At 52.5% G+C, this 22,236-nt stretch carries 31 protein-coding genes; 8 read left to right on the top strand and 23 right to left on the bottom strand.

What is annotated here, in order from left to right:
- From B5F17_RS07270 to B5F17_RS07295, 7 genes are all read right to left on the bottom strand, one after another.
- A partial coding sequence (locus B5F17_RS07270; RefSeq protein WP_087372450.1) for a DUF3102 domain-containing protein occupies window positions 1-765 on the bottom strand: 765 nt, incomplete at its 3' end.
- Window positions 762-2,264, bottom strand: a complete 1,503-nt coding sequence (locus tag B5F17_RS07275) for a PcfJ domain-containing protein (RefSeq protein ID WP_087372452.1) — start codon at window positions 2,262-2,264, stop codon at window positions 762-764. The genes B5F17_RS07270 and B5F17_RS07275, both read right to left, overlap by 4 nt.
- Window positions 2,265-2,274: 10 nt before the next feature.
- A complete protein-coding gene (locus tag B5F17_RS07280; protein WP_087372454.1) occupies window positions 2,275-2,673 on the bottom strand; it encodes a hypothetical protein in 399 nt (132 codons plus the stop codon).
- 85 nt (window positions 2,674-2,758) lie between these two features.
- The gene (locus tag B5F17_RS07285) at window positions 2,759-3,052 is read right to left on the bottom strand and encodes a hypothetical protein (protein ID WP_087372456.1); all 294 of its coding nucleotides are present in this window, start codon (window positions 3,050-3,052) and stop codon (window positions 2,759-2,761) included.
- A gap of 1 nt (window position 3,053) precedes the next feature.
- Window positions 3,054-3,212 carry a hypothetical protein gene (locus tag B5F17_RS14840; protein WP_162608115.1) on the bottom strand — a complete coding sequence of 53 codons (159 nt, stop codon included), beginning with the start codon at window positions 3,210-3,212 and terminating at the stop codon, window positions 3,054-3,056.
- Window positions 3,209-3,415 (bottom strand): hypothetical protein, encoded by a 207-nt coding sequence (locus B5F17_RS07290; RefSeq protein ID WP_087372459.1) that lies wholly within the window; start codon window positions 3,413-3,415, stop codon window positions 3,209-3,211. The genes B5F17_RS14840 and B5F17_RS07290 overlap by 4 nt, the downstream gene beginning before the upstream one ends.
- Window positions 3,412-3,591 (bottom strand): hypothetical protein, encoded by a 180-nt coding sequence (locus tag B5F17_RS07295; protein WP_087372462.1) that lies wholly within the window; start codon window positions 3,589-3,591, stop codon window positions 3,412-3,414. Before B5F17_RS07295 ends, B5F17_RS07290 begins: the two co-directional genes overlap by 4 nt.
- Before the next feature lie 90 nt (window positions 3,592-3,681).
- Here B5F17_RS07295 and B5F17_RS07300 point away from each other — a divergent pair, with 90 nt between their 5' ends.
- Window positions 3,682-4,047, top strand: a complete 366-nt coding sequence (locus B5F17_RS07300) for a hypothetical protein (RefSeq protein WP_087372465.1) — start codon at window positions 3,682-3,684, stop codon at window positions 4,045-4,047.
- Window positions 4,048-4,298: 251 nt separating this feature from the next.
- On the opposite strand, the gene B5F17_RS07305 is transcribed toward B5F17_RS07300, so the two are convergent.
- Entirely contained in the window at window positions 4,299-4,748 is a 450-nt protein-coding gene (locus B5F17_RS07305) for a hypothetical protein (RefSeq protein WP_087372468.1), read from the bottom strand.
- 104 nt (window positions 4,749-4,852) lie between these two features.
- Between B5F17_RS07305 and B5F17_RS07310 the strand changes: the two genes are divergently transcribed.
- Complete coding sequence (locus B5F17_RS07310) at window positions 4,853-5,059, top strand: hypothetical protein (protein WP_087372473.1); 207 nt, start codon at window positions 4,853-4,855, stop codon at window positions 5,057-5,059.
- A gap of 14 nt (window positions 5,060-5,073) precedes the next feature.
- Here B5F17_RS07310 and B5F17_RS14845 read toward each other — a convergent pair whose 3' ends face one another.
- The 3 genes from B5F17_RS14845 to B5F17_RS07325 are packed head-to-tail and all read right to left on the bottom strand — an operon-like array spanning window position 5,074 to window position 5,694.
- The gene (locus B5F17_RS14845; RefSeq protein WP_162608116.1) at window positions 5,074-5,241 is read right to left on the bottom strand and encodes a hypothetical protein; all 168 of its coding nucleotides are present in this window, start codon (window positions 5,239-5,241) and stop codon (window positions 5,074-5,076) included.
- A 14-nt stretch (window positions 5,242-5,255) separates the two neighbouring features.
- On the bottom strand, window positions 5,256-5,441 hold the full coding sequence (locus B5F17_RS07320) for a hypothetical protein (RefSeq protein ID WP_087372478.1): 186 nt from the start codon (window positions 5,439-5,441) through the stop codon (window positions 5,256-5,258).
- A gap of 13 nt (window positions 5,442-5,454) precedes the next feature.
- Window positions 5,455-5,694, bottom strand: coding sequence for a helix-turn-helix domain-containing protein (locus tag B5F17_RS07325; RefSeq protein WP_087372481.1), 240 nt, complete (start codon window positions 5,692-5,694; stop codon window positions 5,455-5,457).
- Between the two features lie 75 nt (window positions 5,695-5,769).
- On the opposite strand from B5F17_RS07325, the gene B5F17_RS14850 reads away from it, so the two are divergent.
- The 5 genes from B5F17_RS14850 (at window position 5,770) to B5F17_RS07350 (ending at window position 9,644) form a co-directional block, all read left to right on the top strand.
- Window positions 5,770-5,943: a hypothetical protein gene (locus tag B5F17_RS14850; protein ID WP_162608117.1), complete on the top strand. Its 174-nt coding sequence runs from the start codon at window positions 5,770-5,772 to the stop codon at window positions 5,941-5,943.
- A gap of 215 nt (window positions 5,944-6,158) precedes the next feature.
- Window positions 6,159-6,548 carry a helix-turn-helix domain-containing protein gene (locus B5F17_RS07330; RefSeq protein ID WP_087372483.1) on the top strand — a complete coding sequence of 130 codons (390 nt, stop codon included), beginning with the start codon at window positions 6,159-6,161 and terminating at the stop codon, window positions 6,546-6,548.
- Between the two features lie 35 nt (window positions 6,549-6,583).
- Entirely contained in the window at window positions 6,584-7,405 is an 822-nt protein-coding gene (locus B5F17_RS14685) for a YHYH domain-containing protein (protein ID WP_143287703.1), read from the top strand.
- Window positions 7,406-7,431: 26 nt separating this feature from the next.
- The gene (locus B5F17_RS07345; protein ID WP_087372490.1) at window positions 7,432-7,995 is read left to right on the top strand and encodes a hypothetical protein; all 564 of its coding nucleotides are present in this window, start codon (window positions 7,432-7,434) and stop codon (window positions 7,993-7,995) included.
- Window positions 7,996-8,144: 149 nt separating this feature from the next.
- A complete protein-coding gene (locus tag B5F17_RS07350) occupies window positions 8,145-9,644 on the top strand; it encodes a recombinase family protein (RefSeq protein WP_087372493.1) in 1,500 nt (499 codons plus the stop codon).
- A 172-nt stretch (window positions 9,645-9,816) separates the two neighbouring features.
- Here B5F17_RS07350 and tsf read toward each other — a convergent pair whose 3' ends face one another.
- From tsf to B5F17_RS07385, 7 genes are all read right to left on the bottom strand, one after another.
- Window positions 9,817-10,749: a translation elongation factor Ts gene (tsf, locus tag B5F17_RS07355; protein ID WP_087372497.1), complete on the bottom strand. Its 933-nt coding sequence runs from the start codon at window positions 10,747-10,749 to the stop codon at window positions 9,817-9,819.
- 142 nt (window positions 10,750-10,891) lie between these two features.
- Complete coding sequence (gene rpsB, locus B5F17_RS07360) at window positions 10,892-11,620, bottom strand: 30S ribosomal protein S2 (protein ID WP_016147604.1); 729 nt, start codon at window positions 11,618-11,620, stop codon at window positions 10,892-10,894.
- 171 nt (window positions 11,621-11,791) lie between these two features.
- The gene (locus B5F17_RS07365) at window positions 11,792-12,088 is read right to left on the bottom strand and encodes a PRC-barrel domain-containing protein (RefSeq protein WP_087372500.1); all 297 of its coding nucleotides are present in this window, start codon (window positions 12,086-12,088) and stop codon (window positions 11,792-11,794) included.
- Complete coding sequence (locus B5F17_RS07370) at window positions 12,088-12,972, bottom strand: polysaccharide deacetylase family protein (protein WP_162608118.1); 885 nt, start codon at window positions 12,970-12,972, stop codon at window positions 12,088-12,090. The genes B5F17_RS07365 and B5F17_RS07370 overlap by 1 nt, the downstream gene beginning before the upstream one ends.
- 93 nt (window positions 12,973-13,065) lie before the next feature.
- Window positions 13,066-14,490, bottom strand: coding sequence for a 4Fe-4S dicluster domain-containing protein (locus B5F17_RS07375; protein WP_087372506.1), 1,425 nt, complete (start codon window positions 14,488-14,490; stop codon window positions 13,066-13,068).
- Window positions 14,491-14,551: 61 nt separating this feature from the next.
- A complete protein-coding gene (locus B5F17_RS07380; protein WP_087372508.1) occupies window positions 14,552-15,106 on the bottom strand; it encodes a FumA C-terminus/TtdB family hydratase beta subunit in 555 nt (184 codons plus the stop codon).
- A gap of 13 nt (window positions 15,107-15,119) precedes the next feature.
- Complete coding sequence (locus B5F17_RS07385) at window positions 15,120-15,950, bottom strand: hypothetical protein (RefSeq protein WP_087372511.1); 831 nt, start codon at window positions 15,948-15,950, stop codon at window positions 15,120-15,122.
- A 207-nt stretch (window positions 15,951-16,157) separates the two neighbouring features.
- On the opposite strand from B5F17_RS07385, the gene ilvA reads away from it, so the two are divergent.
- Window positions 16,158-17,396, top strand: coding sequence for a threonine ammonia-lyase (gene ilvA, locus B5F17_RS07390; protein WP_016147610.1), 1,239 nt, complete (start codon window positions 16,158-16,160; stop codon window positions 17,394-17,396).
- Between the two features lie 61 nt (window positions 17,397-17,457).
- On the opposite strand, the gene B5F17_RS07395 is transcribed toward ilvA, so the two are convergent.
- The 5 genes from B5F17_RS07395 to B5F17_RS07415 form a co-directional block, all read right to left on the bottom strand.
- Complete coding sequence (locus B5F17_RS07395; RefSeq protein ID WP_087372515.1) at window positions 17,458-17,832, bottom strand: hypothetical protein; 375 nt, start codon at window positions 17,830-17,832, stop codon at window positions 17,458-17,460.
- An 80-nt stretch (window positions 17,833-17,912) separates the two neighbouring features.
- Window positions 17,913-18,428 (bottom strand): Gx transporter family protein, encoded by a 516-nt coding sequence (locus B5F17_RS07400; RefSeq protein ID WP_087372518.1) that lies wholly within the window; start codon window positions 18,426-18,428, stop codon window positions 17,913-17,915.
- 16 nt (window positions 18,429-18,444) lie between these two features.
- On the bottom strand, window positions 18,445-18,822 hold the full coding sequence (locus B5F17_RS07405) for a NusG domain II-containing protein (protein ID WP_087372521.1): 378 nt from the start codon (window positions 18,820-18,822) through the stop codon (window positions 18,445-18,447).
- On the bottom strand, window positions 18,812-19,834 hold the full coding sequence (locus B5F17_RS07410; protein ID WP_242968726.1) for an FAD:protein FMN transferase: 1,023 nt from the start codon (window positions 19,832-19,834) through the stop codon (window positions 18,812-18,814). The genes B5F17_RS07405 and B5F17_RS07410 overlap by 11 nt, the downstream gene beginning before the upstream one ends.
- Window positions 19,835-19,991: 157 nt before the next feature.
- The gene (locus tag B5F17_RS07415) at window positions 19,992-22,106 is read right to left on the bottom strand and encodes a glutamine synthetase III family protein (RefSeq protein ID WP_087372526.1); all 2,115 of its coding nucleotides are present in this window, start codon (window positions 22,104-22,106) and stop codon (window positions 19,992-19,994) included.
- Window positions 22,107-22,236: the final 130 nt, after the last annotated feature.

Raw genomic sequence — 22,236 nt, forward strand, 5'->3', positions numbered from 1 at the left:
CAGCAAATTAACCTTCATCGCCAGCGGATTTCGAGCCTTGGCAAGCTTGCCCTCGGCGGCCTTCGCCTTTTCCTCGGCCTGTCTGACTGCCTTCTGCATCTCATCGCGCGCCGCCTGCCGGGCAGCTTCCAGCGCCTTTTCGTCCGGCACAACCTCAGCCTGAATGGGAATGGTCTTTGCCTCTTCCATAAGTTTCTGCACCTGCCCCTCAAGCGCACCGATCTTTTCCTCGGCGGCTAACCGAGCATTGCGCTCGTTCGTTTCAGCCTCTTCGGCCTTCTTTTGCGCCTCTTCTGCCTTTTCCATCTTTTCCAAGGCTTCTGCGCTGCGTTCATCAGCATCTTTAAGCGCTGCTCTGGCTTCTTTATAATCCGAAACCAACTTGTTGATTTCACGGCTGGACATAGACGGTAAATCATTTTCCGCCGCTAACTCTCGGCGTTCCTCGTCCGGTAAACCGAGCAACGGCAAAAGCTGCGCATATCCCAGCTCGCCGAAAAGCTCATCCTGACTCTTGCCGTCCAATCCAACTTGGTTGCCGCTGAATGCAGATGCAATACGCATATAGTTCTGTGCCGTGCTCGGCGTATACCCCAGTACACTTTGCAGGTAGTGAGTCCACTCACCGTGCGGAACCAAGTCTTTTGCTTCCAGCAGCCGACAGCCGATCTTGATGACCGCATCATAAAACACCTTCTTTGCATTATCACGGATGACAATGATTTCCGCCGTCACCGTGTCAATGTTGCGCACAATATCGCTCATGCACTTTTCCTCCTCTGGTCTCGTATATTTTTCAGCCGCTGCACCCAGGCATCCACAAACGCCTGCGCTTCCGGCGTGGCCTCCCGATTTTTATAGCCCCGGCACTGCCGCACAGTCAATGTACCCGGGATCAATTCAACTGTGTGCCAATTTTTCGTCGGATCATTTGCACGACGCAGAACGAAAATAACCGTTCGACCCTCCGCGTGCCGTTTGGCATACCCGGCAACACAGTTATCCTGCCGCTCACCCTCCAGCGTGATTTCTTTCACCGAATCAATCGGACGGATAAACATTCCGGCATGCCGCCACACCGCCCACTGCCATAGTCGGCGGCGGGCACGGAACATGCCATTGAGACCCTGATCCTGAATCTTTCGTTCCCGATCCGATAACCGCCGGTGCGCCTCATCCAGATCATGCGGCCAAAGTTCACCGCCGCCCAGACGCTCAATTTGTCTCAGATGATCGGCGTAATCGCGCAGCACGCTTGTGTACGACCGTCCGCAACGTTCAGCCTGCCGGTGAATATACCGGTACAGCTGTTTTTCATCGTCGTCCGGTATATCATGATTGAAACTCGGCCGTGCCCGTGCCCAGTCTACGCCGTCCTGATCGGCCCGAATGACTCCTGCTTGATACAGCCAATGAAACCAGATAATCTCCCGCGCGTGCAGTTGAGGAATAATTTTCATCTCCCGCTTGTCCGCACCTCGAAACAAGTCCTTGAACGTCTTTGCTTTCAGATTGACCGCGCGGCGCACATCGCCTCTGCTGCCATGGAAATAATCCTCAAGCAATGGAATACAATGCGACTTCCACAGGTATTCCACGCTTGGATTTTTCAGATAAAACCCAATGTACTCGATCAGCGGGAATTCATATTCGATTGCGCGATCAAGCTGACTATATTCCAGACAACTGCCCTGTATCGTCTCCCTGCTGATCGATCCCACAAAAGCTGGATAGTATTCGTATGAATACAAACTCACCCTCCAACTATCCATATGAATTGTTTTAATTGGTTTCCAGCCCTGCCAGCCGAACTTCCATTTTTCTGCTGTTCGATCGTCAAAATGATAAATGCTCATCGGCACATAATCCATTTCAAGCCCGTCTGGGCTTAAATACTGCGATACACGCCACGACCGCACCCAGATTTCCCGTCCGGCACCTCGAAACAGGTGATAGAACAAAAACGCACTAGTCAATTTGCCACCACGGCGAAACATCCAGCGGTGCGGTTCTACTTTTGTCCCGCACATCGGGCAAACCGTCATGTCTTTCAGCTTGTCCTTCACATCGGCCTCAAATTTCTTTCCACAGGCCGTACAAACACATTCCCAGTGCGGATAAGGAGACAGCGAAAACGGGTCTTCATCCATTCCTACACGCCGGGCAAACAGCTTGCCTTGCAGCTCTCGCCCGATGATCTCTTGCAGCTCCTCGAAATCCGGTTGCTCGCCCGGCAATCGAGCCAACATCTCGTCTGTTGTCATCCCGGCCACCTCACAGCAAATCCATCAGGTCGATGATTTCAGCCCGGGGTTCTTCCTCGTGCGCCATCGGCAGTACCTCCACCGAAGTATCTGCGCACTCCGTCCGGACACCTTCCACCCAAGCGCTTGGGATTTTGTAAAAATCCAGAATCAGCTTGATGACCGGATTATCTGAATTCATACCGAAAACTGCACACGCCCACGAGCCGCCCTTCTGGTGCTTTTGGGCGTAGTCATACAGTGCTTTGCCGCAGGCTTCAATCGACATCTCACGGTTTGCAAGATCCTGTTCGATCAGCTCCGCGATCTGTTCATTCTGTTGACCCAGATACAGCAAAATTTCGCCAATGCCCCGCACGTGCGGAGCACTGGCAGCTTCCAGCTGCTTTTTCAGCTCTAACATTTCCATATTCATTACCTCTTGCGCAGGCGAAGCGCCTGTGCTATACTAAAATACACACTTAACTTATCTTCAGGACTTGGGCGTCTCGGCATCAGCCGGACGCCCTTTCCTTTTGCCAAGACAGATCGCGCAAGTTCTCTTCCCGGCGAGCCTCTTCGATCAGGCGGTCATATTGTACCTTGATCGCCCAGGCTTCCCGAAAATCCTTTGTGTCCCGGCTGAGTGGTACAAGCTCCTCACTGCCCAATCTGCCGCCCAGACATTCATACAGCACATCGCCGTATAATGTCTGATATGCGGACACCAGCACACGATCAATCCGGCAAACCGGATACGACGTCACAGAACTAACTGGACGGACTTCAAGCCCCGAAAACCGAATCATCTCACGGCCTCACGCTGATTTTCCGTGCACCGGGCTGTAAAAAATCCTCCGGATTTTTCTGCTTTTGTGCGATCTTTACAGCGTGCGCCGCCTGACCCACATTGTTCGTCCGTACCTTATCGCGGACGATCTTATTTTGCTTGTCCTTCATGCAATTCATTTCTTGCCCCTCCGAACATGCAGCCCGATGATAATGCCGCTGCCCAAACACTGCAAAATATGTACGACAGGCATCGGCAGCAGCGCGGGCATGGTGCTTGTCCACCATTCATATAGGCCGCAGGCCGCGGCGATCAGCACGCACAGCATCAGCGCGACCCGGAACAGCCAGAAATAAATCCATCTCTGTTCCTGCTCTTTCATTCCTGTGATTCCTCCTTCTGCATCTGGCGCATGATATACGCCGTATGAATACGACGCGCAATCGTGAGTGCGCGGTCACGATCTGCCGCTATTTCCTCGGGGCTTTTGTGCGCAAAGCAAGCATCGTTGATAGATGCCGTACCCTGCTTAAACTTGTACTCTGCAACGATTGCCATAAGTAAACGCCTCCTTTGTTCTAATTTATGTCGGGTTCTTGTCCGCTTTTCCTCTTTCTGCTATACTGAAAGCAGAAAGGAGGTCTAATCATGACCATACTACATCCACAAGACTTTGATGTTATGGAGACGGCGCTTCAAGAACTCATGCATGCTATTGATACACCACTGTCTGCAAACATTGAACTCTCCCAAAACATGAGTGTAGAGCAATCTTTTAAGGCTCCTGCATCGAGTATTCTCGCGCAAATTGAATCTCTAACACAAAATACTTCCAATGATACTTTTCATTTGACCCAAGAGGAAGCCGATTGCCTTCGGTATGCCCTCCAGCTCATGATACGAACGAATAATGAGCTTTTGGCTTACCCTTTTACACCATCTAAATATAAGAAACGCATACAACGCGAAAACCGCGCTGCTTCTGTTTGTCTCTCACGGCTTTTTTCTTCCTGAGTCTTGCTTGCATTGCATCGCGCTGTACATCCGCCATCTTCCTGCACTTTGTATGTGCGCGTGGACTGCGATATGGCTTACAGAACATTTCCAATGTCATCCTCCTCGACTGCCACCCCTTTCGGGTGGCTTTTTATTCTCATTCTTTGGAAACTTCCGCTCCTAACAGCTCGTCCACCGTGCACCGGAGCGCTCTCGCGTGCGCCATCCCATCAAAACGATACTCCAATGCCTTCGGCTCCATATCACTTTCACCCTTTCTGCATAACTCGCATGATGTCACACATAGCCATTGTCAGATCGTACAGCGCCCGGGCATCTAAGCCCACAGAATGAGACTTTTCGGAGAGCAGCGCCATCTGCTTTCTGAGAAGTCTTTTTTCTTCTTCCAGCTCCGGTTGTTCTTCTGAACTGGATGTAACACTTTCCTTCTCCGGCCGCTCTTTCAAGCCAAGTGTAACGTCTTCCCCTTCTCCGTCCGCGCCGGATTTTTTTACAATGATAAACATCTGAGGCACATGATCGTATAGAGAATCCATCTCCAAATCACAAGGAGAACAGGTATCAACTTCATAATCCGGAATATCGTCAAAATCGTATCTTTTGCCGTTATACACCGTTTTGCCGCCGTTATAAGGAGACTCATAAACGAAGAGTGAAACGAATTCCGGAATGGTTTCCACAAGTTCTGATAATTTCATAATAATAACCTTCCTTCCTGCCGTATTTTCAAATTGCTGCGATGTCGGGTTCTTGTCCGTTTTTCCCTCTTCTGCTATGCTGGAAGCAGAAAGGAGGTGCCGTTATGGACTACGCACTGTACGACAAGGTACAGGCAGAATTAGGTATGATTGCAGATGTATATGGCAAAGAATGCAAAAATATCATTGATTCTGCCTGCAACGACCCTGTCATGAGAGACGCCCTGCTTGATCTGACCAAGGCAACGCAGAACGCACTCAACCAGCTTGCCGGATGTATCAGTGAATCTCTGATTGCATCCAGCAAATAATCCCGAAAGCGCTGTCAGTTTGGGCTGTCGGCGCTTTCTTTTTTCACCTCGACCGTTTCCACGACAAAACCAACGCGGCTGCGCAGTCGCATAAGCTCCTGCTGTGCTTCATCCATCAGGCTCTTGATCCGCTCCATTGATTTCTCAATTTCTGCATCATCCAAACGCAAATTTACATACATAATCATTTCCTCCATCAAACTTTGGACTCCGGACAACCAAAACCACGTTCAGGCGGTCGTCCATAACGCTTCACATGCCACGCAGCATACGCTTCCCACTGGGCCGGGTCTGAAAAAAATCTTTTCACACCCGACAACGTACCATGCACCAGCCTTCGCTGTGCTGCCCCCGGCAAATCATGGAAACTGATTTGTTCCATCGCTTCTCCTCCTTTACGATGCCGGTTCTTGTTCAGAGGCTTCCTCACACGGCTTTTGACTTTCTTGCGCAAAAAGATATTTCCACTCAAGTCCGGGAAAAACATCCAGGATTTTCAAAATTTCAGAGAATTTAAAATCGTTCCTGCCGGTAATTTTATTGCGCATGGCACTTTCCGAAATTCCAACTCGCTTTGCCAAATTCGCCGTGCTCATATCCCGTTTGAACATCTCAACTTCCAAATTCTTAAACAACTGTTCACACCTCCTCGTGTCCGCTTGGTTTATACTGGTAAGTAGGAAAGCCTTGGCCTCCAGAAAGGAGGTCATATGGATAACCAGACAAAATTTCAACAAATGCTTGATATCGTAAAATACACGCACAAATCCAACCCAGAACGTGTACTTGCTGTGCAAGCATTGATCGAAAATTCTTCGTTAACCAATGAGCAAAAGCTCTTTTTGAAGCAAGAATTGCTAGTCCATCAGTTGGCTAATACATAAATAATTTTTCGCAACGCTAGAATTTTCGGAGGCCGCTTTCCCGTTGATAATCCCCAGTGGCAGCTGGTGGATTATCAGAATGACGATACATCGTTCATCCGCTCTCATAATAAACGATATATCGTTCTATGTCAATAGAAATATTTGATGCGTCATAATTTTTTCTTGCAATCATTATTTTTTTGTGTTATGTTGAAAGTGGGAAGGAGGTTCTTATGTTATTAACCGAAAAGCTGGAAATCCTGATGAAGGAACAGCGCCTAAATAAGCGTCTTTTAGCCCACGAGTCTGGTATTCCGTATACAACCATTACCAGCCTCTTTTCCAAGGGATACGAAAACGCAAAACTTAGCACTTTGAAAGGTCTTGCAAACTTTTTTGGTGTTACGTTGGATTCCTTATGCCGCGATGAACTGGATGAACTGGTTTATAAGCCCATCGAAGATCAGGCAAACCACGTTTCCCCGCAAGAAAGAGCATTGCTTTCCAATTTCCACGATCTCAATGAGCAAGGTCAGGAAAAAGTCTGTGAATACGCCGCAGACCTTAGCGCCAGCGGCAAATATAAAAAATGTTCTGAGCCTGAATTGGCTGAGAACGCATAAAAAATAACTGTCATTAGGCGGCAGGAGGATTTTTCTTGAGAAAGTATTTATTCACAGGAGTTTTTCTCTTTCTGTTTATCATAGGTGCATTCGCTCATTCAGGAAAAACTGATAGCGCCGGAGGACACTATAATCATTCTACAGGCGAATATCATTACCATCACGGATACCCTGCTCACCAACATCCAGAAGGTATTTGTCCATATTCCTCTGATAATCATACTACCGAATCTTCTGGCACATCTGGCTCTTCTGCTGTATCATCTTCATCCAGTTCTTCTTCTGCACAATACGATCCTTTTACCGATGAAAGTACAGAAGGTTCTTATGAAGAAGCTTTTAACGCTGGCATGGAATATTATTTTGCAGAACTCCTACGAACTGGAGATTATGATGATTTGGAAAGTGTGATGGATGAACTCTACACGGATCATTACCAGGATGACTATACGCCACTTACAGATATCAACTATGTGTACTTTGAAGCGTTTAGCGACGGATATTATTCTGCTGAATGGACTCTCCAAGAATGGATCGATGAAAACAGTGTATCCCCTGACGAATTAGACTCAGATGAATTACCGCAAGAATATAGGGATATGATTGATTATGAAGAATCTTCTGATATGGAAAATGAAGATACAATATATGACTCCTATGATGTGAGTGACTCAACAAGTAAATTTACATCAAGTGGCGCATCTTCTGATGAAGGATTTTTTTCACTACTTTTTTCCTGGATTCTGGCCTTTATATCTTATATTCTTGTTTGCTGTGTAATAAGTTCAGTTATCTGTGCAATGGGTTTTCTCGTACGCTTTCTTATAGGTTTATTCAATAAAAATAACCGCCCGTAGGCGGACGCAATGGAGCGTATAAAAATATGTTTGAATTTCTCCGTTTTTTCGGTTCTCCTCGTTTTCAGTCTCCCTTTGATTTTACGTTGCCGTATCAGACGTCTTCTGACATTTATGCAAAGTTGGTGTGTGAATCGGCGCAGAGTTTTTTGCGGATCGCAAAATTACCGCTGGATAATATGGAAAATTGTGAAAAGGCAACCGGATGGCTTTTCTTTGTAATGTTTCATCGCGTTCACATGGAAACCGAAGAGGTCACAAGCATCATCCAGTCCCTTCAGCGCAATATGCTGCAGCATTCCTTCAAAGCCGCTCAAATAAACAGTTTTTTCCAACATGCAGACGGTTACTACCGCCGTTTTGTTGCCGCAGAAAACGACTTTCGCCGTTTACATGACGCGGGCAGTTCATTTGCTTTAGACTCCTATATAGAAATCTTTTTCGGCAAGATGGATGCAGATGAGCCTATGGAATCTTATATGGATAAGCAAATCAGGATCGCTTCCGCCATACACGAATCTACTGACGGCTTTTTGGAATCCGATCAAAAGATACAGTCCGACCTCAGAAACACACCTGGCTCGCAATAGTCAGTCAAAATATTTTGAAACCGCATTAGAGCAATAACAACTCCCGCCCTGAATACAGGGCGGGTCTTACTTATTCTGATAACGCATTATCGCAGAATATCAAATTCAAACATCATCAACGTTCAACGAATGAAAGGATAAATGTTTTCATGCGTGGTGTAATTTATGCACGTTATTCGTGCGACCGGCAAAAAGAAACCTCAGTAGAAGATCAAATACGCGATTGTCAGGCATTTGCTCTGGCAAACGATATTGACGTAATCGACACCTATATTGACCGCGCCCAAAGCGGCCGCAGCGATGACCGCATCGCCTTCCAACAAATGCTCACAGCCAGCGATCGAGGCGCGTTTGACTGTGTAATTGTCTGGAAACTGGATCGCTTCGCCCGTAATCGGTACGACTCCGCCATCAACAAAGCAAGGCTCAAACGCAACGGCGTTCGTGTCCTGTCTGCTATGGAACGAATCAGCGATAACCCGGAAGGCGTGCTGCTCGAAAGCCTGCTCGAAGGCATCGCAGAATATTATTCACTGGATTTACGTGAAAAAACCTATCGCGGTATGATGGGACGTGCCTTGCAATGCAAACACACCGGGGGTAAACCCGCACTCGGCTACAAAGTCAACGCCGATAAAAACTACGAAATCGACGAAGCCGGGGCGCAAATTGTCAGGTTGATTTTTGACTTGTACGCAAACGGGAAAAGCTATCGAGAAATTCTACATATTCTGAATGAACGAGGTGCTAAAACAACATCCGGTCGTCCATTCGGTACAAACAGCCTGCATGACCTACTGATAAATGAAAAATACATAGGCGTGTATACGTTCAGCCGGACACACCGTAAAGACGGTGGACGAAACAATCACGCATCCGACCCCGAAGCAATCCGAATTGCTGGTGGAGTCCCCGCGATCGTGTCGCAAGACGTATGGAATACTGTTCAAGAACGCATGGCCGAGAACAAACGCGCCCCAGCTCGCAGCAAAGCAAAAGTGGATTATCTCCTGACCGGCAAAATCTTTTGTGGCAAATGTGGGGGCGCAATGGTTGGCATGTCTACATGCAGCGGATATGCCTATTATGAGTGCAGTACCCGCAAACGCACCAAGCAATGCGATAAAAAATCTATCCGAAAAGAAGTAATCGAAAATACCATCCTTCGCTGCACGGTCTCCCTGTTAACAGATTCCGTAATAGACGATATTGCAGAAGTGGTAGCTGCGCTCTCCCGGAAGGAATGCAGCGAAAATGCCGAACTGCAATCAGTCGAACATGCCCTATCCGATGTTGAAAAACGAATCGAAAACATAGCATCAGCCATTGCACAGGGTATTATAACCCCCACCACCAAACACATGTTGGAGCAGGCCGAAAATGAACGTGCGCAGCTGTTGCACCGCAAATCCGAGCTGCAATCCATAGGCGTATACCCCATTACCAAAGAACAAGTCATTTTCTGGTTGGAAAGCTTTCGGAATCTCGATATTGATTCCATCGAAGATCAGCACACCATTATCGACTCGCTGGTGAATAGTGTGACCGTATTCGAAGACGGTACGCTACACATCATCTACAATTCCCAAGGTAAAAACCGTACAACAAAATGTTTGGATTTGCAACGCACCGGGCTACCGGCACCATGAAAAAGACACCCAAACGGGTGTCTTTTTTGTTTTTCTTATTTTTATAAAGATTTAAAATCCTATACTTTCTTGCTTTTATTATAAAAGGAAGCCTTAGAAAGAGAAAACAGCAAAAAAGAGGACAGGCCATGCCTGTCCTCTTTGAAAATTCGGTTGTGCTTCAAAAAGAAACTTACTTTGCCATGGAAGCAACTTCTGCTGCGAAGTCGTCCTGCTTCTTCTCGATGCCTTCGCCGCGCTCGAAACGAACGCACTTAACCAGCTTGATCTCGCCGCCCAGTTCCTTTGCAACAGCTGCGATGTGCTGCTCAACGGAAACCTTGTTCTCCTTAACGAAAGCCTGCTGCAGGAGGCAGTTCTCCTCGTAGTACTTGCCGATACGGCCCTCAACCATCTTGTGGATGATCTGCTCCGGCTTCGGCTTAGCAGCGGTCTTGTTCTCCTCGAGAGCCTGAGCCAGCAGGATCTCCTTCTCCTTAGCCAGGGTAGACTCGTCAACCTCAGACTTGTCCATGAATGCCGGATTCATAGCAGCAGCCTGCATGCCGATGTCCTTGCCCAGCTCCTTAACGGTAGCGTTGTCCTTCAGGTTGTCGGAAACTTCCAGAGCAACCAGGGTACCGATAACGCCGCCCATGTGGTTGTAAGCAACGTTTACAGTGTTAGCGTCGAAACGAGCGAAACGACGGATCTGGATGTTCTCACCGATGGTCAGAACCTTCTCCTGCAGAGCGGTCTCAACGGTCAGCTCGCCCATCTTGCAAGCCTTCAGCGCGTCAACGTCAGCCGGGTTCTCCTTGATGATAACGGTAGCAACGTCGTTTACGAATGCCTGGAAGTCAGCGTTCTTTGCAACGAAGTCGGTCTCAGCGTTAACCTCAACGATTGCAGCGATGCCGCACTCGTCGCAAACCTTAGCGCATACAACGCCCTCAGCAGCAACACGGTCAGCCTTCTTAGCAGCCTTTGCCAGGCCCTTCTCGCGCAGCAGCTCGATTGCCTTGTCGAAGTCGCCGTCAGCCTCGGTCAGAGCCTTCTTGCACTCCATCATACCTACGCTGGTCATTTCGCGCAGCTTCTTTACGTCAGCAGCAGTAAAAGCCATTTTCAGTTCCTCCAAAAAGATAAATTTCAGTGCATAAAAAACGCAGGGTGCGACGACTGACCGGCGCGCCGGGGGCGTCGCGCCCTGCGAATTAAAAATTTCGAGAATCCAGTCTCTATACTGTTTTCAGACGGGTTTCGTCTTACTCAGCAGCAGCTTCCTTCTCCTCAGCTGCAACCTCGAGCTGCTCGCCCTGCTTGCCTTCCAGAACAGCGTTAGCCATGGTCTGGGAGATCAGCTTGATTGCACGGATTGCGTCGTCGTTACCCGGGATAACGTAGTCAACTTCGTCCGGATCGCAGTTGGTGTCAACGATAGCGACAACCGGGATGCCCAGCTTCTTAGCCTCAGCGATTGCGTTCTTCTCCTTGCGGGGATCAACAACGAACATAGCGCCCGGCAGCTTCTTCATTTCCTTAACGCCGCCCAGGTACTTCTCGAGCTTAGCGATCTCGAGCTGGAGCTTGATAACTTCCTTCTTGGGAAGCAGATCGAAAGTGCCGTCTTCCTGCATCTTCTTGAGCTGGTTGAGACGGTTGATACGGGTGCGCATGGTCTTGAAGTTGGTCAGCATGCCGCCCAGCCAACGTGCGTTTACGAAGAACTGACCGCAACGCTCAGCCTCTTCCTTGATAGCGTCCTGAGCCTGCTTCTTGGTGCCGACGAACAGGATGGACTCACCAGCAGCAGCGGTGTCACGAACGAAGAAGTAAGCCTCCTCCAGCTTCTTGACGGTCTTCTGCAGGTCGATGATGTAGATGCCGTTACGCTCGGTGAAGATGTAAGCTGCCATCTTCGGGTTCCAGCGGCGGGTCTGATGGCCGAAGTGTACGCCGGCCTCCAGCAGCTGCTTCATAGAAATTACTGCCATTTTTAGTTTCCTCCTTGGTTTTAACCTCCATCCCGTTTCATCTGACAGGCGGCAACCGCTCCGAGAGCGGCCACCCGCCGCGTGCATCGCGGGATGTGTGTACTCGTACTTTCATATATTATCATACCACCTGTGGCTTTGTCAAAGGGATTTTTACATTTTTCCCGATTTTTACGAAGAAAACCACTTCTTTGTCCGGGGAGTTGGGCAGGATGACGCATAGCGGACAAAAATGATGTCCTCGCCGATCTTCTCGACCGACTCCCACGGGATGACGGCGTCGTCTCCCCGCCCCAAAAGGCCGAGCACACCGGCGGTCTCGGGAACGATCAGCGCGGTGATCTGCCCGCTGTCCGGGTTAAACTGTATGTCGCTGACATATCCCATCCGCGCCCCGTCGCACAAGTTGATGACCTCTCGGCAGCGTAGCTCGCTGAGTGTCACACTGTTCTCACAGGATTCTCGCATTACGATCCCTCCCCCGGCAATGCCTTTTCAAAGAAAGTGGTCGTGGACATGCCCGACGGCCGGTTGTACCGTCCGAGCAAAAACAGACTGTCCGGGTCACCGGGCGAAATGATATTGATGCGCTCCTCACAGGTCAGCGTGCAGCGAAATCCCATCTCTTGTAGAATGTCCTCGGTCTCGTCACTGTATGCACCATACGGATAAGCATAGCACTGCGGCGGCGTCAGACCGGACTCGGCCAGATAGGTCTGGGAAAGATGCGTGTCGTCAGTCAGCATCTGCCGGTATTCCTCGACGCTCTCGCTTCGCTTTTTCAGACAGCCCTTGCGCACACTGTCATCGTGCAGATCATAAGAGTGATTGCCGATCTCGAACACGCCGCTCTCCTGCATCTCGACCAGCCGTCCAGCAGATAAATATGACCAATATGCGTTTTCCTGTCCACTTTCGGTGTAGAGCGCGGTCTGTTCGCCGATGACCGACACAACTGCCTGCATATCCCGCTCGGCCAACAGCGGATAAGCGTATAAGTAGTTATTGTAGAACCCATCGTCAAAGGTAATCAGCACCGGTTTTGCGGGCAAGTCTCCCTTGCCGTCAACAAAGTCCACCAGCTCACTAATCGTCACAGTCTCATACCCATTGTGCTGCAAGTAGTCCAGATCGGCCTCGAGTGCCGCCGGACTGAGTACATACGGCCCCGCCCGCGCCTCGTCCTTGAGGATACTGTGATACATGATGACCGGCAGCTGTACACCGCCCTGCTCCAGCATGGCTGCGACCCGCTCGTCCGCCCGGTGCAGATTCCACGCACAGATACCACCCAGCAGCGCAATGGTCACCGCCATCTGCATAACCAGCTTGCCCATTCCGGTTCGTTCCATTTCCTTCCCTCCTTTTTGTCCGGTTCCAGTGTATGCAGCCATCGGACAAAAAAGAAGCGCAGGATTTACCTGCGCTTCTGGGAATATACCATATTATACGCCGACCTTGTAGGTGTCGATCGCCTGGCGGACGTTTTCCTTGTCGCTGTCCTTGCCGTACTTGTCGACCTTCATGCGGCTCTTGGGCTCGTGATTGAGCGATGCCGCGCCGCCGACACAGCCGCCGACACAGGCCATGCCCTCGATGAAGTTCTTGTCCAGCTTGCCGAACTTGGCCTTGAGCAGTGCTGCCTTGCACGCCTCAATGCCGTCGCAAGCCTCGGCCTTGACCTCAAAGTCCAGACCCTTCTCCTTGATGACCTCGAGCACAGCCTCGCTCAGACCGCCCGAACGGCCAAAGATACGGCCAAAATAGGACGCATCGTTCATGGACGTTTCTTCCAGGCTTTCCATCTCGATTTCGCGTGCGTCGATCATCGCCTGAAGTTCCTCAAAGGTCAGCACGCTGTCAATCCACAGATCGACGTTCGGCAGACGCATTTCGGCCTTCTTCGCCGTGCAGGGTCCAATGAAAATGCACTTGACCGGGTTTTCTCCGCCCAGCTTGACAAACTTGCCGATCTCCGCCATGGGCGACAGGTTGTGCGAAATCTTGTCTGCCAGCTCGGGCACATGCTTCTTGATGTAATCGACAAAGGCAGGGCAGCACGAAGAGGTCAAAAATCCCTTCTCGACCAGCTCCTCGGCTTCCTTGTCGGCAACCATATCCGCACCGATTGCAGCTTCAACCACATAGTCAAAGCCCAGCTGGCGGATGGCCGTTGCAACCTGTCCGAGCGTCACGCCGTCAAACTGTGCAGCGATGGCCGGTGCAACGATGGCAACCGTCTTATAGTTTTCCTTCTTATTGCGGATGATATTGATGGCATCGACCATAAAGGACTTGTCCATGATCGCACCGAACGGGCAGGCATACGAACAAGCACCGCACGAGATGCACTTCTCGGGGTTGATCTCGGCCTTCTTCTCCTCGTTCATGTGGATCGCGCCGACCTTACAGCTGCGCTCGCACGGACGAACGTGCTCGGTGATTGCACCATAAGGGCAGACCTTGGCACAGCGTCCGCACTCGATACACAGGTCAAAGTCGATGTGTGCCTTGCCGTTTTTCTTGGAGATTGCCTGCTTGGGGCAGGTCTTAATGCAGCGCTGGGAGATACAGCCGCGGCAGGACTCGCTGACCATGTAGCGCTCGACCGGGCACTCGTCACACGCGATCTCAATGACCTCGATGATGTTCGGATTGCGGCGGTCACCGCCCATCGCCAGTCGTACACGCTCCTGTACAATGGCGCGTTCCTTGTACACACAGCAGCGCATGGTCGGCTTAGGGCCGGGCGAGATGAGCTTGGGAATCTCGTAGTAGGATTCCATCAGCGTTCCCTCGTAAGCACGCTTGGCAACCGCCTTGAGCACGCGGTACTTGAGCAGCTGCACATCGGTTTCAAATGCTCTCATTGGTGGTTTCCCCTCTTTCGTAAAATCGTCAATTCTTTCCCCGAATCAATCAAATCATCCCTTATTCGGTGCGATACTGCGCCGCACCATCGCGGTACAGGTTACCGCCTACACTGTCCATTGCCACAATGGCAGTAAATCCCTCGACAGTCAGCCGCTTGACCGACTCACATCCCAAATCCTCGTATGCAATCACATCGAGTGCCTTGACGCTCTCTGCCTTGACCGCACCGGCACCGCCAATAGCGACCATGTACACGGCGCCGTTGCGTGCCATCGCATCGGCAACTGCCTGCGAGCGTACGCCCTTACCGATCATACAGGTCAGACCGGCGTCGAGCAGGCGGGGCGAATAAGGGTCCATGCGTCCCGAAGTGGTCGGACCGACCGAGCCAATGACCTGACCGGGCTTTTCCGGGGTCGGGCCTGCGTAGTAGACCGCTGCGCCGTCCAAGTCGAACGGTAAGTCCTGTCCCTCGTCCATCGCTGCGACAATACGCTTGTGCGCCGCATCGCGCGCGGTGTACAGCGTACCGGTCAGCGTGACCGTATCGCCTGCCCGCAGCTTGGGTGCGAACGCTTTGAGGTCTTGGGTCTTTAAATCATAGTGTGCCATGCTGGTTCCTCCGTCATTTATTGCCGCGCAGCGCGCCCAGAAGCTGGGCAAGCGTGGGCTTTTCGCGCATCGGACAGGCCGGTTTCTCTTCGGTATGTACCACAGGTTTTGCCTCGGTCTTGTGCACCGGCTTTTCCGGCTTCGCCGCCTGCGGCTTGGGCTCGGGTGCTGTGCCCGACATGCGTCCGCGCAGACCGGTCATAATCTCGTCCAGCTGGGTCAGTGCCTCGGCGGCCTGTGCATTTGCCTTGGCGTTCTCGCGCTCGGCTGCGGCCAGTGCCTGCCGATAGGACTCCTTTGTGTGCTCAATCGCCGCGAGCAGTCGCTCGGCCATCTGCTCAGCCTCACCGACCAGTGAGCACGCGTCGTGCTCAGCGCGCTGCTGAATCTCCTCAGCGCGGCCATGTGCGCACAGCTCGATCTCAGCCAGACGTGCACGTGCCTCATCGTACTCGGCGCACTTGGAAATCAGCTCGGCATTGTCCGCACGCACGTGATCGAGCGCGCTCTGCGCCTCTTCCAGACGGCTCTTGAGCGTCTGAATCTCCTGCTTTGCCCGCTCAGCCTCATCCTGTGCCTGACGCACCTGCGCCTTGAGCGAGACAATGGTCTGCTCCTTGGCCTGCTCTTCCTGCAGCACGCGGTCACGGTCGGCGATGAGCGCCTGTGCGGCGCGATCGGCTTCGTCCTTTTCCTGCAGGATGCGTGCACGCTCCTGCTCGGCCTTATTCAGTTTTTCTTCGAGTGCACTGCGGCGGTCGGCTTCAACCTCGATAAAGTCAAGCACGTCTTCCCGCCGGAACCCAAAGGGTGCTGTGCGAAAACCCATTTCCGATTGGCTCATAATGTTTCCTTCTCCGCATAGATTTATCTACATTCAGACAAGATTATTATAACAAAATGCTCTAAAAAACACAACTTAAATCTATTCCCTCGCGAAAATTCTGGTTTTTTTGCAGTCAAATTTCGGCTAGATGTATTGCAATTCGCAAGACACCATGCTAAACTGTAAAAATATAATCAACCTTTTTCGGAAAGCAGGGAAATCAATATGCTGACAGTCAATGACTTCCAGGAAGCAGCGGCCCGCCTGAAGAATGTCATCCACACCATTCCTCTGAGCACGTCCTGCACCTTTTCCGCGATGACCGGCGCGGAAGTTTATCTGAAATATGAAAATCAGCAAAAAACCGGTTCTTTTAAGGTACGCGGTGCGTACAACAAGATTATGAAGCGTTACATGGAGGGCAACCTCAAAGCGGTCGTCGCCTCCTCCGCTGGCAACCATGCACAGGGCGTTGCCTTCGCTGCTGCTTCGGTCGGCGTTCCGGCAACCATCGTCATGCCCCGCTCGGCACCTATTGCCAAGGTCGCAGCAACCGAGGGCTACGGCGCCAAGGTCGTGCTGCACGGCTCGGTTTACGACGAGACCTACCAGAAGGCCTGCGAGATCATTGAGCAGACCGGCGCAGAGCTCATCCATCCGTTCAACGACGAGGATGTTATGGCCGGTCAGGGTACGATTGGCCTGGAAATCCTGAGCGATCTGCCTACGGTTGACATGATTTTTGTTCCTGCCGGCGGCGGCGGACTGATCTCGGGTGTTGCTGCCTGTGTCAAGCAGATCAACCCCCGCATTCAGGTCATCGGCGTACAGGCTGAGGGCGCATCTGCGATCGTGGACTCCTTCCATCAGGACAGCATCCGTCCGACTGCAACCGCACACACCATTGCTGACGGTATCGCAGTCAAGGAACCGGGCGACCTGACCATGCAGTACATCAACCAGTACGTCGATCAGATGGTCACCGTATCCGATGCCGAGATCGCATCCACCATCCTCATGCTGCTCGAGCGCACCAAGCAGGTCGTCGAGCCCGCAGGTGCCGCTTCCCTTGCCGCTGTTCTGAATCAGAAGGTAGATATCAAGGGCAAGAAGGTCGTCTGCGTTATGTCGGGCGGCAATATCGACGTATCCTTCATCCACAAGGTTGTTGAAAAGGGTCTGGTCACCCGTCACCGTCATATCAAGTTCTCGACCATCATGCCCGACGTTCCGGGTGCACTGGAGAACTTTGCACACATCGTGGCCGAGCAGAATGCAAACGTCATCCTGTTCAACCATGACCGTGTCGCAGCCGATCTGGACATCGACGAGGCCATCATCGAGGTCGTCTGCGAAGTCAGCGGCGATGAGCACGCAAACCGTCTGCTCAAGGCGCTCAAGAAGGGCGGCTACGACATTTACAGCAAGAAGCAGGGCGGCTACGAGCTGTTCAACAAGAAATAATTTTTGCGCATCACAAAAGCGGGATGCAGTCCGAAAACCGGATTGCACCCCGCTTATTTTTTTACTTCTTTCCCGTCATGGAGTCGGTCGCGTTTTTCACTGCGTTACCAGCATCCTTGGCCGCGTCGCCAACCATGTCGCCTGCGTCTCCGACCATATCACCCGCATTATCCGCCATATCCTTGGCATCCTGGGTCACCGAACCGTCACTCGGTGTCTGATCGTCACCGACCATATTTTTATCCCCCTGCACGTTCGAGCCGTTGTCGGGCGCGTTGGGCAGGTCGGTGGTATCGCTATTCTGTGCCGCATCGTTCTGCGTGGTCTGGTCGGTCATATTGTTATCCGGCTTGGTGTCATTCTGATTGCCGCAGCCGGCCAGCATGGACGTGAGCGCCAGCGCCAGCAGGACAGAAGATAACATACGCTTTTTCATCGAATCTCGCTCCTTCCTTTTTGCGCTAGTATGTGTGCTTTGTACGCGCATTAACCGGAAGCGAGACCGGAAAAGTTCGGTTAGATTTCCATATTTATTTTTTTGAGGTGACCGAGCACTGCCGCACAGACCAGACCGGTTGCAAAGCCCATCGGGATGGACAGCACGAGTAGGAAGGGCAGATAGCCCACCACGTCGACCGTGCCCAGCACGAGAATGGCCGCGCCGATCTGGCCGATATTATGTGCAGCTGCGCCCGCAATCGAGATCCCCGGAATGGAAAAGCACCGTCCCAGACCGTACAGCAGTACGCGCATGACCAGCATGGACAGCAGGCCGCCGAAGAGCGAGAACAGAAATGCGGTGACGCTGCCCATAAACACCGAGGACAGGATGACGCGCACCACAACGACCGCGACCGTCTCACGCAGCCGCAGACGCGTCAAGGCAAAGAGTGTCACGACGTTCGCAAGACCCAGTTTGATGCCCGGAATAGGCACGGCGGCCTGTAAGGGAAACATGTGCTCCACAAGGGACAGCACCAGTGCTGCCGCAACCAGCAGACCGCACAGTGCGACCCGTTTGCTTGTCTTCATTTATCCCTGCCCCCTCTCATCGTGCCACCGCATCTACGGTCGTATCTTCACCGATCAAGCGCACGACGACACGCGTGGGCAGACAGACCGCCATCTGACCGGCACGGGTGAGCGTTCCGGTGTGGACGCACACCTGGTCGGGACAGTTGGACGAGGCAAAGCGTACGCTCTTGCCGTCCACCTCGATGACGTTCGTGATCTCTCCCTCTGTCAGCGTGATGGTGTCCTGATAGCCGTCGGCCAAGCGTATGGTCTTGACCACGGTATCGCCCTGCTTGATCTCACAGGTCAGGCTGTCCGAGGGCTGAAAGAGGAAGGGCAAGGTGATGAGTCCCGCCAGCACCAGCACGACCGCACAAATCACAAAGTCGCCCCAGCGCAATTTACCTTGCATCGATGTACCCTGCTTCCTCACCCATAAAGGTATACTGCGGCAATACGTTCTCGGTCGGAATGATGCGCTTGTCAGAGGTGATAAAAACCGCCTTGATGTCGTGTTCTGCGCAGAATTCCAGCCCCTTATCCAGTCCCTTGACAAACAGACCGGTGGTCAGCGCGTCGGCCTCCGCCGAATCGGTATCAACGACCGTGACACTGCGCAGGCCGTTATCGGTCGGATATCCGGTCGAAGGGTCAAAAATGTGATGGTATCGCTTGCCATCCTGCATGAAATACCGCTCATAATCGCCCGAGGTCACGACCGATTCATCGGTCATCGAGATCACCGCAACCGAGCTTGCACTGTTGTCCGGATCGGCGATGCCGATGCGCCAGGTGCCGTCCTCGCTGTTGGGATTTTTTCCGATGCCGTAGATATTGCCGCCCAGCTGCGCGAGCGCCTGCATGGTATCCCCTGCCATCCGGCAGATGGCTGCCGCATCATTGGCCGCCCAGCCCTTGCCGATACCGCCGAGGTCAATCTGTGCACCGTTTAGCAACTGTACGGTATTGTTTCCCAGCAGCTGGATATTGCGCCAGCCGACCTTCTTAAGCGTCTCATCGATCTCCGCTTGGGTCGGGACGTGTTCGTGATCGGTACCGATACCCCACAGATCAGACAGCGGTGCCGTGGTCGGGTCGTATGCACCGCCCGTCAGCTCGGCATACTGTACCGCGGTCTCGATCGCCTCGTAAAGCTCGTCCGACACGGTGACCGGCTGACCGTTCGCCGCGTTGAGCGCAGACAGCTCACTCTCTTCTCGCTGGCGCGACATGAGCTGATCCAGTCCATTGATATGCTGTTCGATCTCTACCCTTGTATCCTCGGCCGTCTTTTCGTTCTTGTCATAGGTCGTGACGGTCATAAAGGTATCCATCGCATAAAAGTCCGACTGACTGGACGCAGGCTCGCAGCCGGACATCAAAAGCAATGCGCCCAGCATACCCGCGGCTAATAGTTTCTTCATCTTCACAACAGGGCCTCCGTATCATTTGCTGATGGGAATTAGTATATCACAACTTTTGACGAAAGACTATAAAAAACGTCCAATTTTCCCATATTCATGCGGTTTTGTCCGCACATAAGACAAAGCGCGCAGCCTGACGGCTGCGCGCTGAAAAAACTTATACGTAGAACAGAATGTCGCTGTATGTCGGGAAGGGCCAGTACTCCTTGGAGACCAGGTTCTCCAGTTCGTCCGCGAGCTTTCTGGCTTCCTTCATTGCAGGCAGGACCTCGTCGCGGTAGTAGCGCGACAGCTTGCGTGCGCCCACGCCGCCGGGTGCGACAGCGAATGCCTCGGTCAGCACATCCTTTGCAGCCTCTACCTTGTGCGCCAGCACGTCCTGTGCAGCAGACAGCGCAGCGGTCTTGTCGGTGACCTTGCGTACCATCTCAACCTCAGCCGGAGCGTCTACGCCGATCTGCTTCTTGAGTGCAACACCCTCAGCCAGATCACGGGAGAACTTGGCACAAGCGGGCAGGATGAGCTTGCGCAGCATGTCGAGCATGGTCAGCGCCTCGATGCGCAGGGTCTTTGCGTACTCTTCGAGCAGAATCTCCTCACGCGAGCCAACCTCAACCGGGGTGTAGACACCGTGACGGGTGAACAGCTGGAGGTTCTTCTTGTCGGTGTAGTGCGGCAGTGCATCGGGCGTGGAAGCCAGATTGGACAGGCCGCGCTTCTTAGCCTCAACCAGCCATGCATCATCGTAGCCGTTGCCGTTGAAGATAATGCGCTTGTGCGCCTTGATCTCGCGGATGATCAGCTCGGACAGCGCCTGCTCAAAGTTCTCGGCCTGCTCGAGCTCGTCAGCGAACTGGCGCAGCTCTTCTGCTACCGCCGTGTTCAGGATGGTGTTGGTACATGCCACGTTGAAGGTCGAACCGGGCATACGGAACTCGAACTTATTGCCGGTGAAGGCAAAGGGCGAGGTACGGTTACGGTCAGAGGTATCCTTGGGGATGTTGGGCAGAGCGCTGACGCCGATGTCCATGTGGGTCTTCTCGGCTGCGTGGTAGGTCTTGCCCGATACCATCGCGTCAACGACTGCGCCCAGCTCGTCGCCGATGTACATGGAGACAACTGCCGGAGGTGCCTCGTGTGCGCCCAGGCGATGGTCATTGCCCGCGCTCGCTGCCGACAGGCGCAGCAGATCCTGATACTCGTCGACTGCCTTGATGACAGCGGTCAGGAACAGCAGGAACTGTGCGTTGGAAGACGGGGTGTTGCCCGGCTCGAGCAGGTTCTCGCCGCGATCGGTCGAGATCGACCAGTTATTGTGCTTACCCGAACCGTTGATGCCCTCAAACGGCTTTTCGTGCAGCAGGCAGACGAAACCGTGACGGTCAGCGACACGCTTCATGACCTCCATGGTCAGCTGGTTGTGATCGACCGCAATGTTGGTGGTCTCAAAGATGGGCGCCATCTCGTGCTGGCAGGGTGCGACCTCGTTGTGCTCGGTCTTGGAGTAGATGCCGAGCTTCCACAGCTCTTCGTCAAGCTCTGCCATGAATGCCTTGACGCGCGGACGGATGGAGCCGAAATAGTGGTCATCCATCTCCTGGCCCTTGGGTGCAGGTGCACCGAACAGGGTACGGCCGGTCAGGATAAGGTCGGGACGCTTGGCGTAATCGCTCTTGTTGATGAGGAAATATTCCTGCTCCGGGCCGACCGTGGTGGTAACATGCTTGCAGTCCTTGCCGAACAGGCGCAGCACGCGGCAAGCCTGCTTGGAGATTGCTTCCATCGAGCGCAGAAGCGGGGTCTTCTTGTCGAGGATCTGGCCGGTGTACGAGCAGAATGCAGTCGGGATGCACAGGGTGTGATCCTTAATGAATGCATAGGAGGTCGGGTCCCATGCGGTGTAACCGCGTGCCTCAAAGGTCGCGCGCAGACCGCCCGACGGGAAGGACGATGCGTCCGGCTCGCCCTTGATGAGCTCCTTGCCCGAAAACTCCATGATGACCGCGCCTTCGGCACCCGGGGTGATGAACGAGTCATGCTTTTCCGCGGTGATACCGGTCATAGGCTGGAACCAATGGGTATAATGGGTCGCCCCCATCGAAATGGCCCAGTCCTTCATTGCGTTGGCCACGATGTTTGCAACCGTCGGGTCGAGTGCGGTGCCCTCCGTGATCGTGCTCTTGAGCGCCTTGAATACGTCTTTGGGCAGACGCTCCTTCATGACCGATTCGTTGAACACCATACTACCGAACAGTTCGGGTACTTTGCTCATGGTTTGCCTCCTATTTTTAATCCAAGTTCAAATTTTGAGAGACGGCCCCCCTTGGGCCGGGTGCGGTCTGCGTTTTTCTCGCGGCAGACCAACTATAAATTTCATTATATGCGCATTTTTTCCCTTTGTC

It is taken from the genome of Butyricicoccus pullicaecorum (genome assembly GCF_002160355.1).
In the GTDB taxonomy this organism is placed as follows: Bacteria; Bacillota; Clostridia; order Oscillospirales; family Butyricicoccaceae; genus Butyricicoccus; species Butyricicoccus pullicaecorum.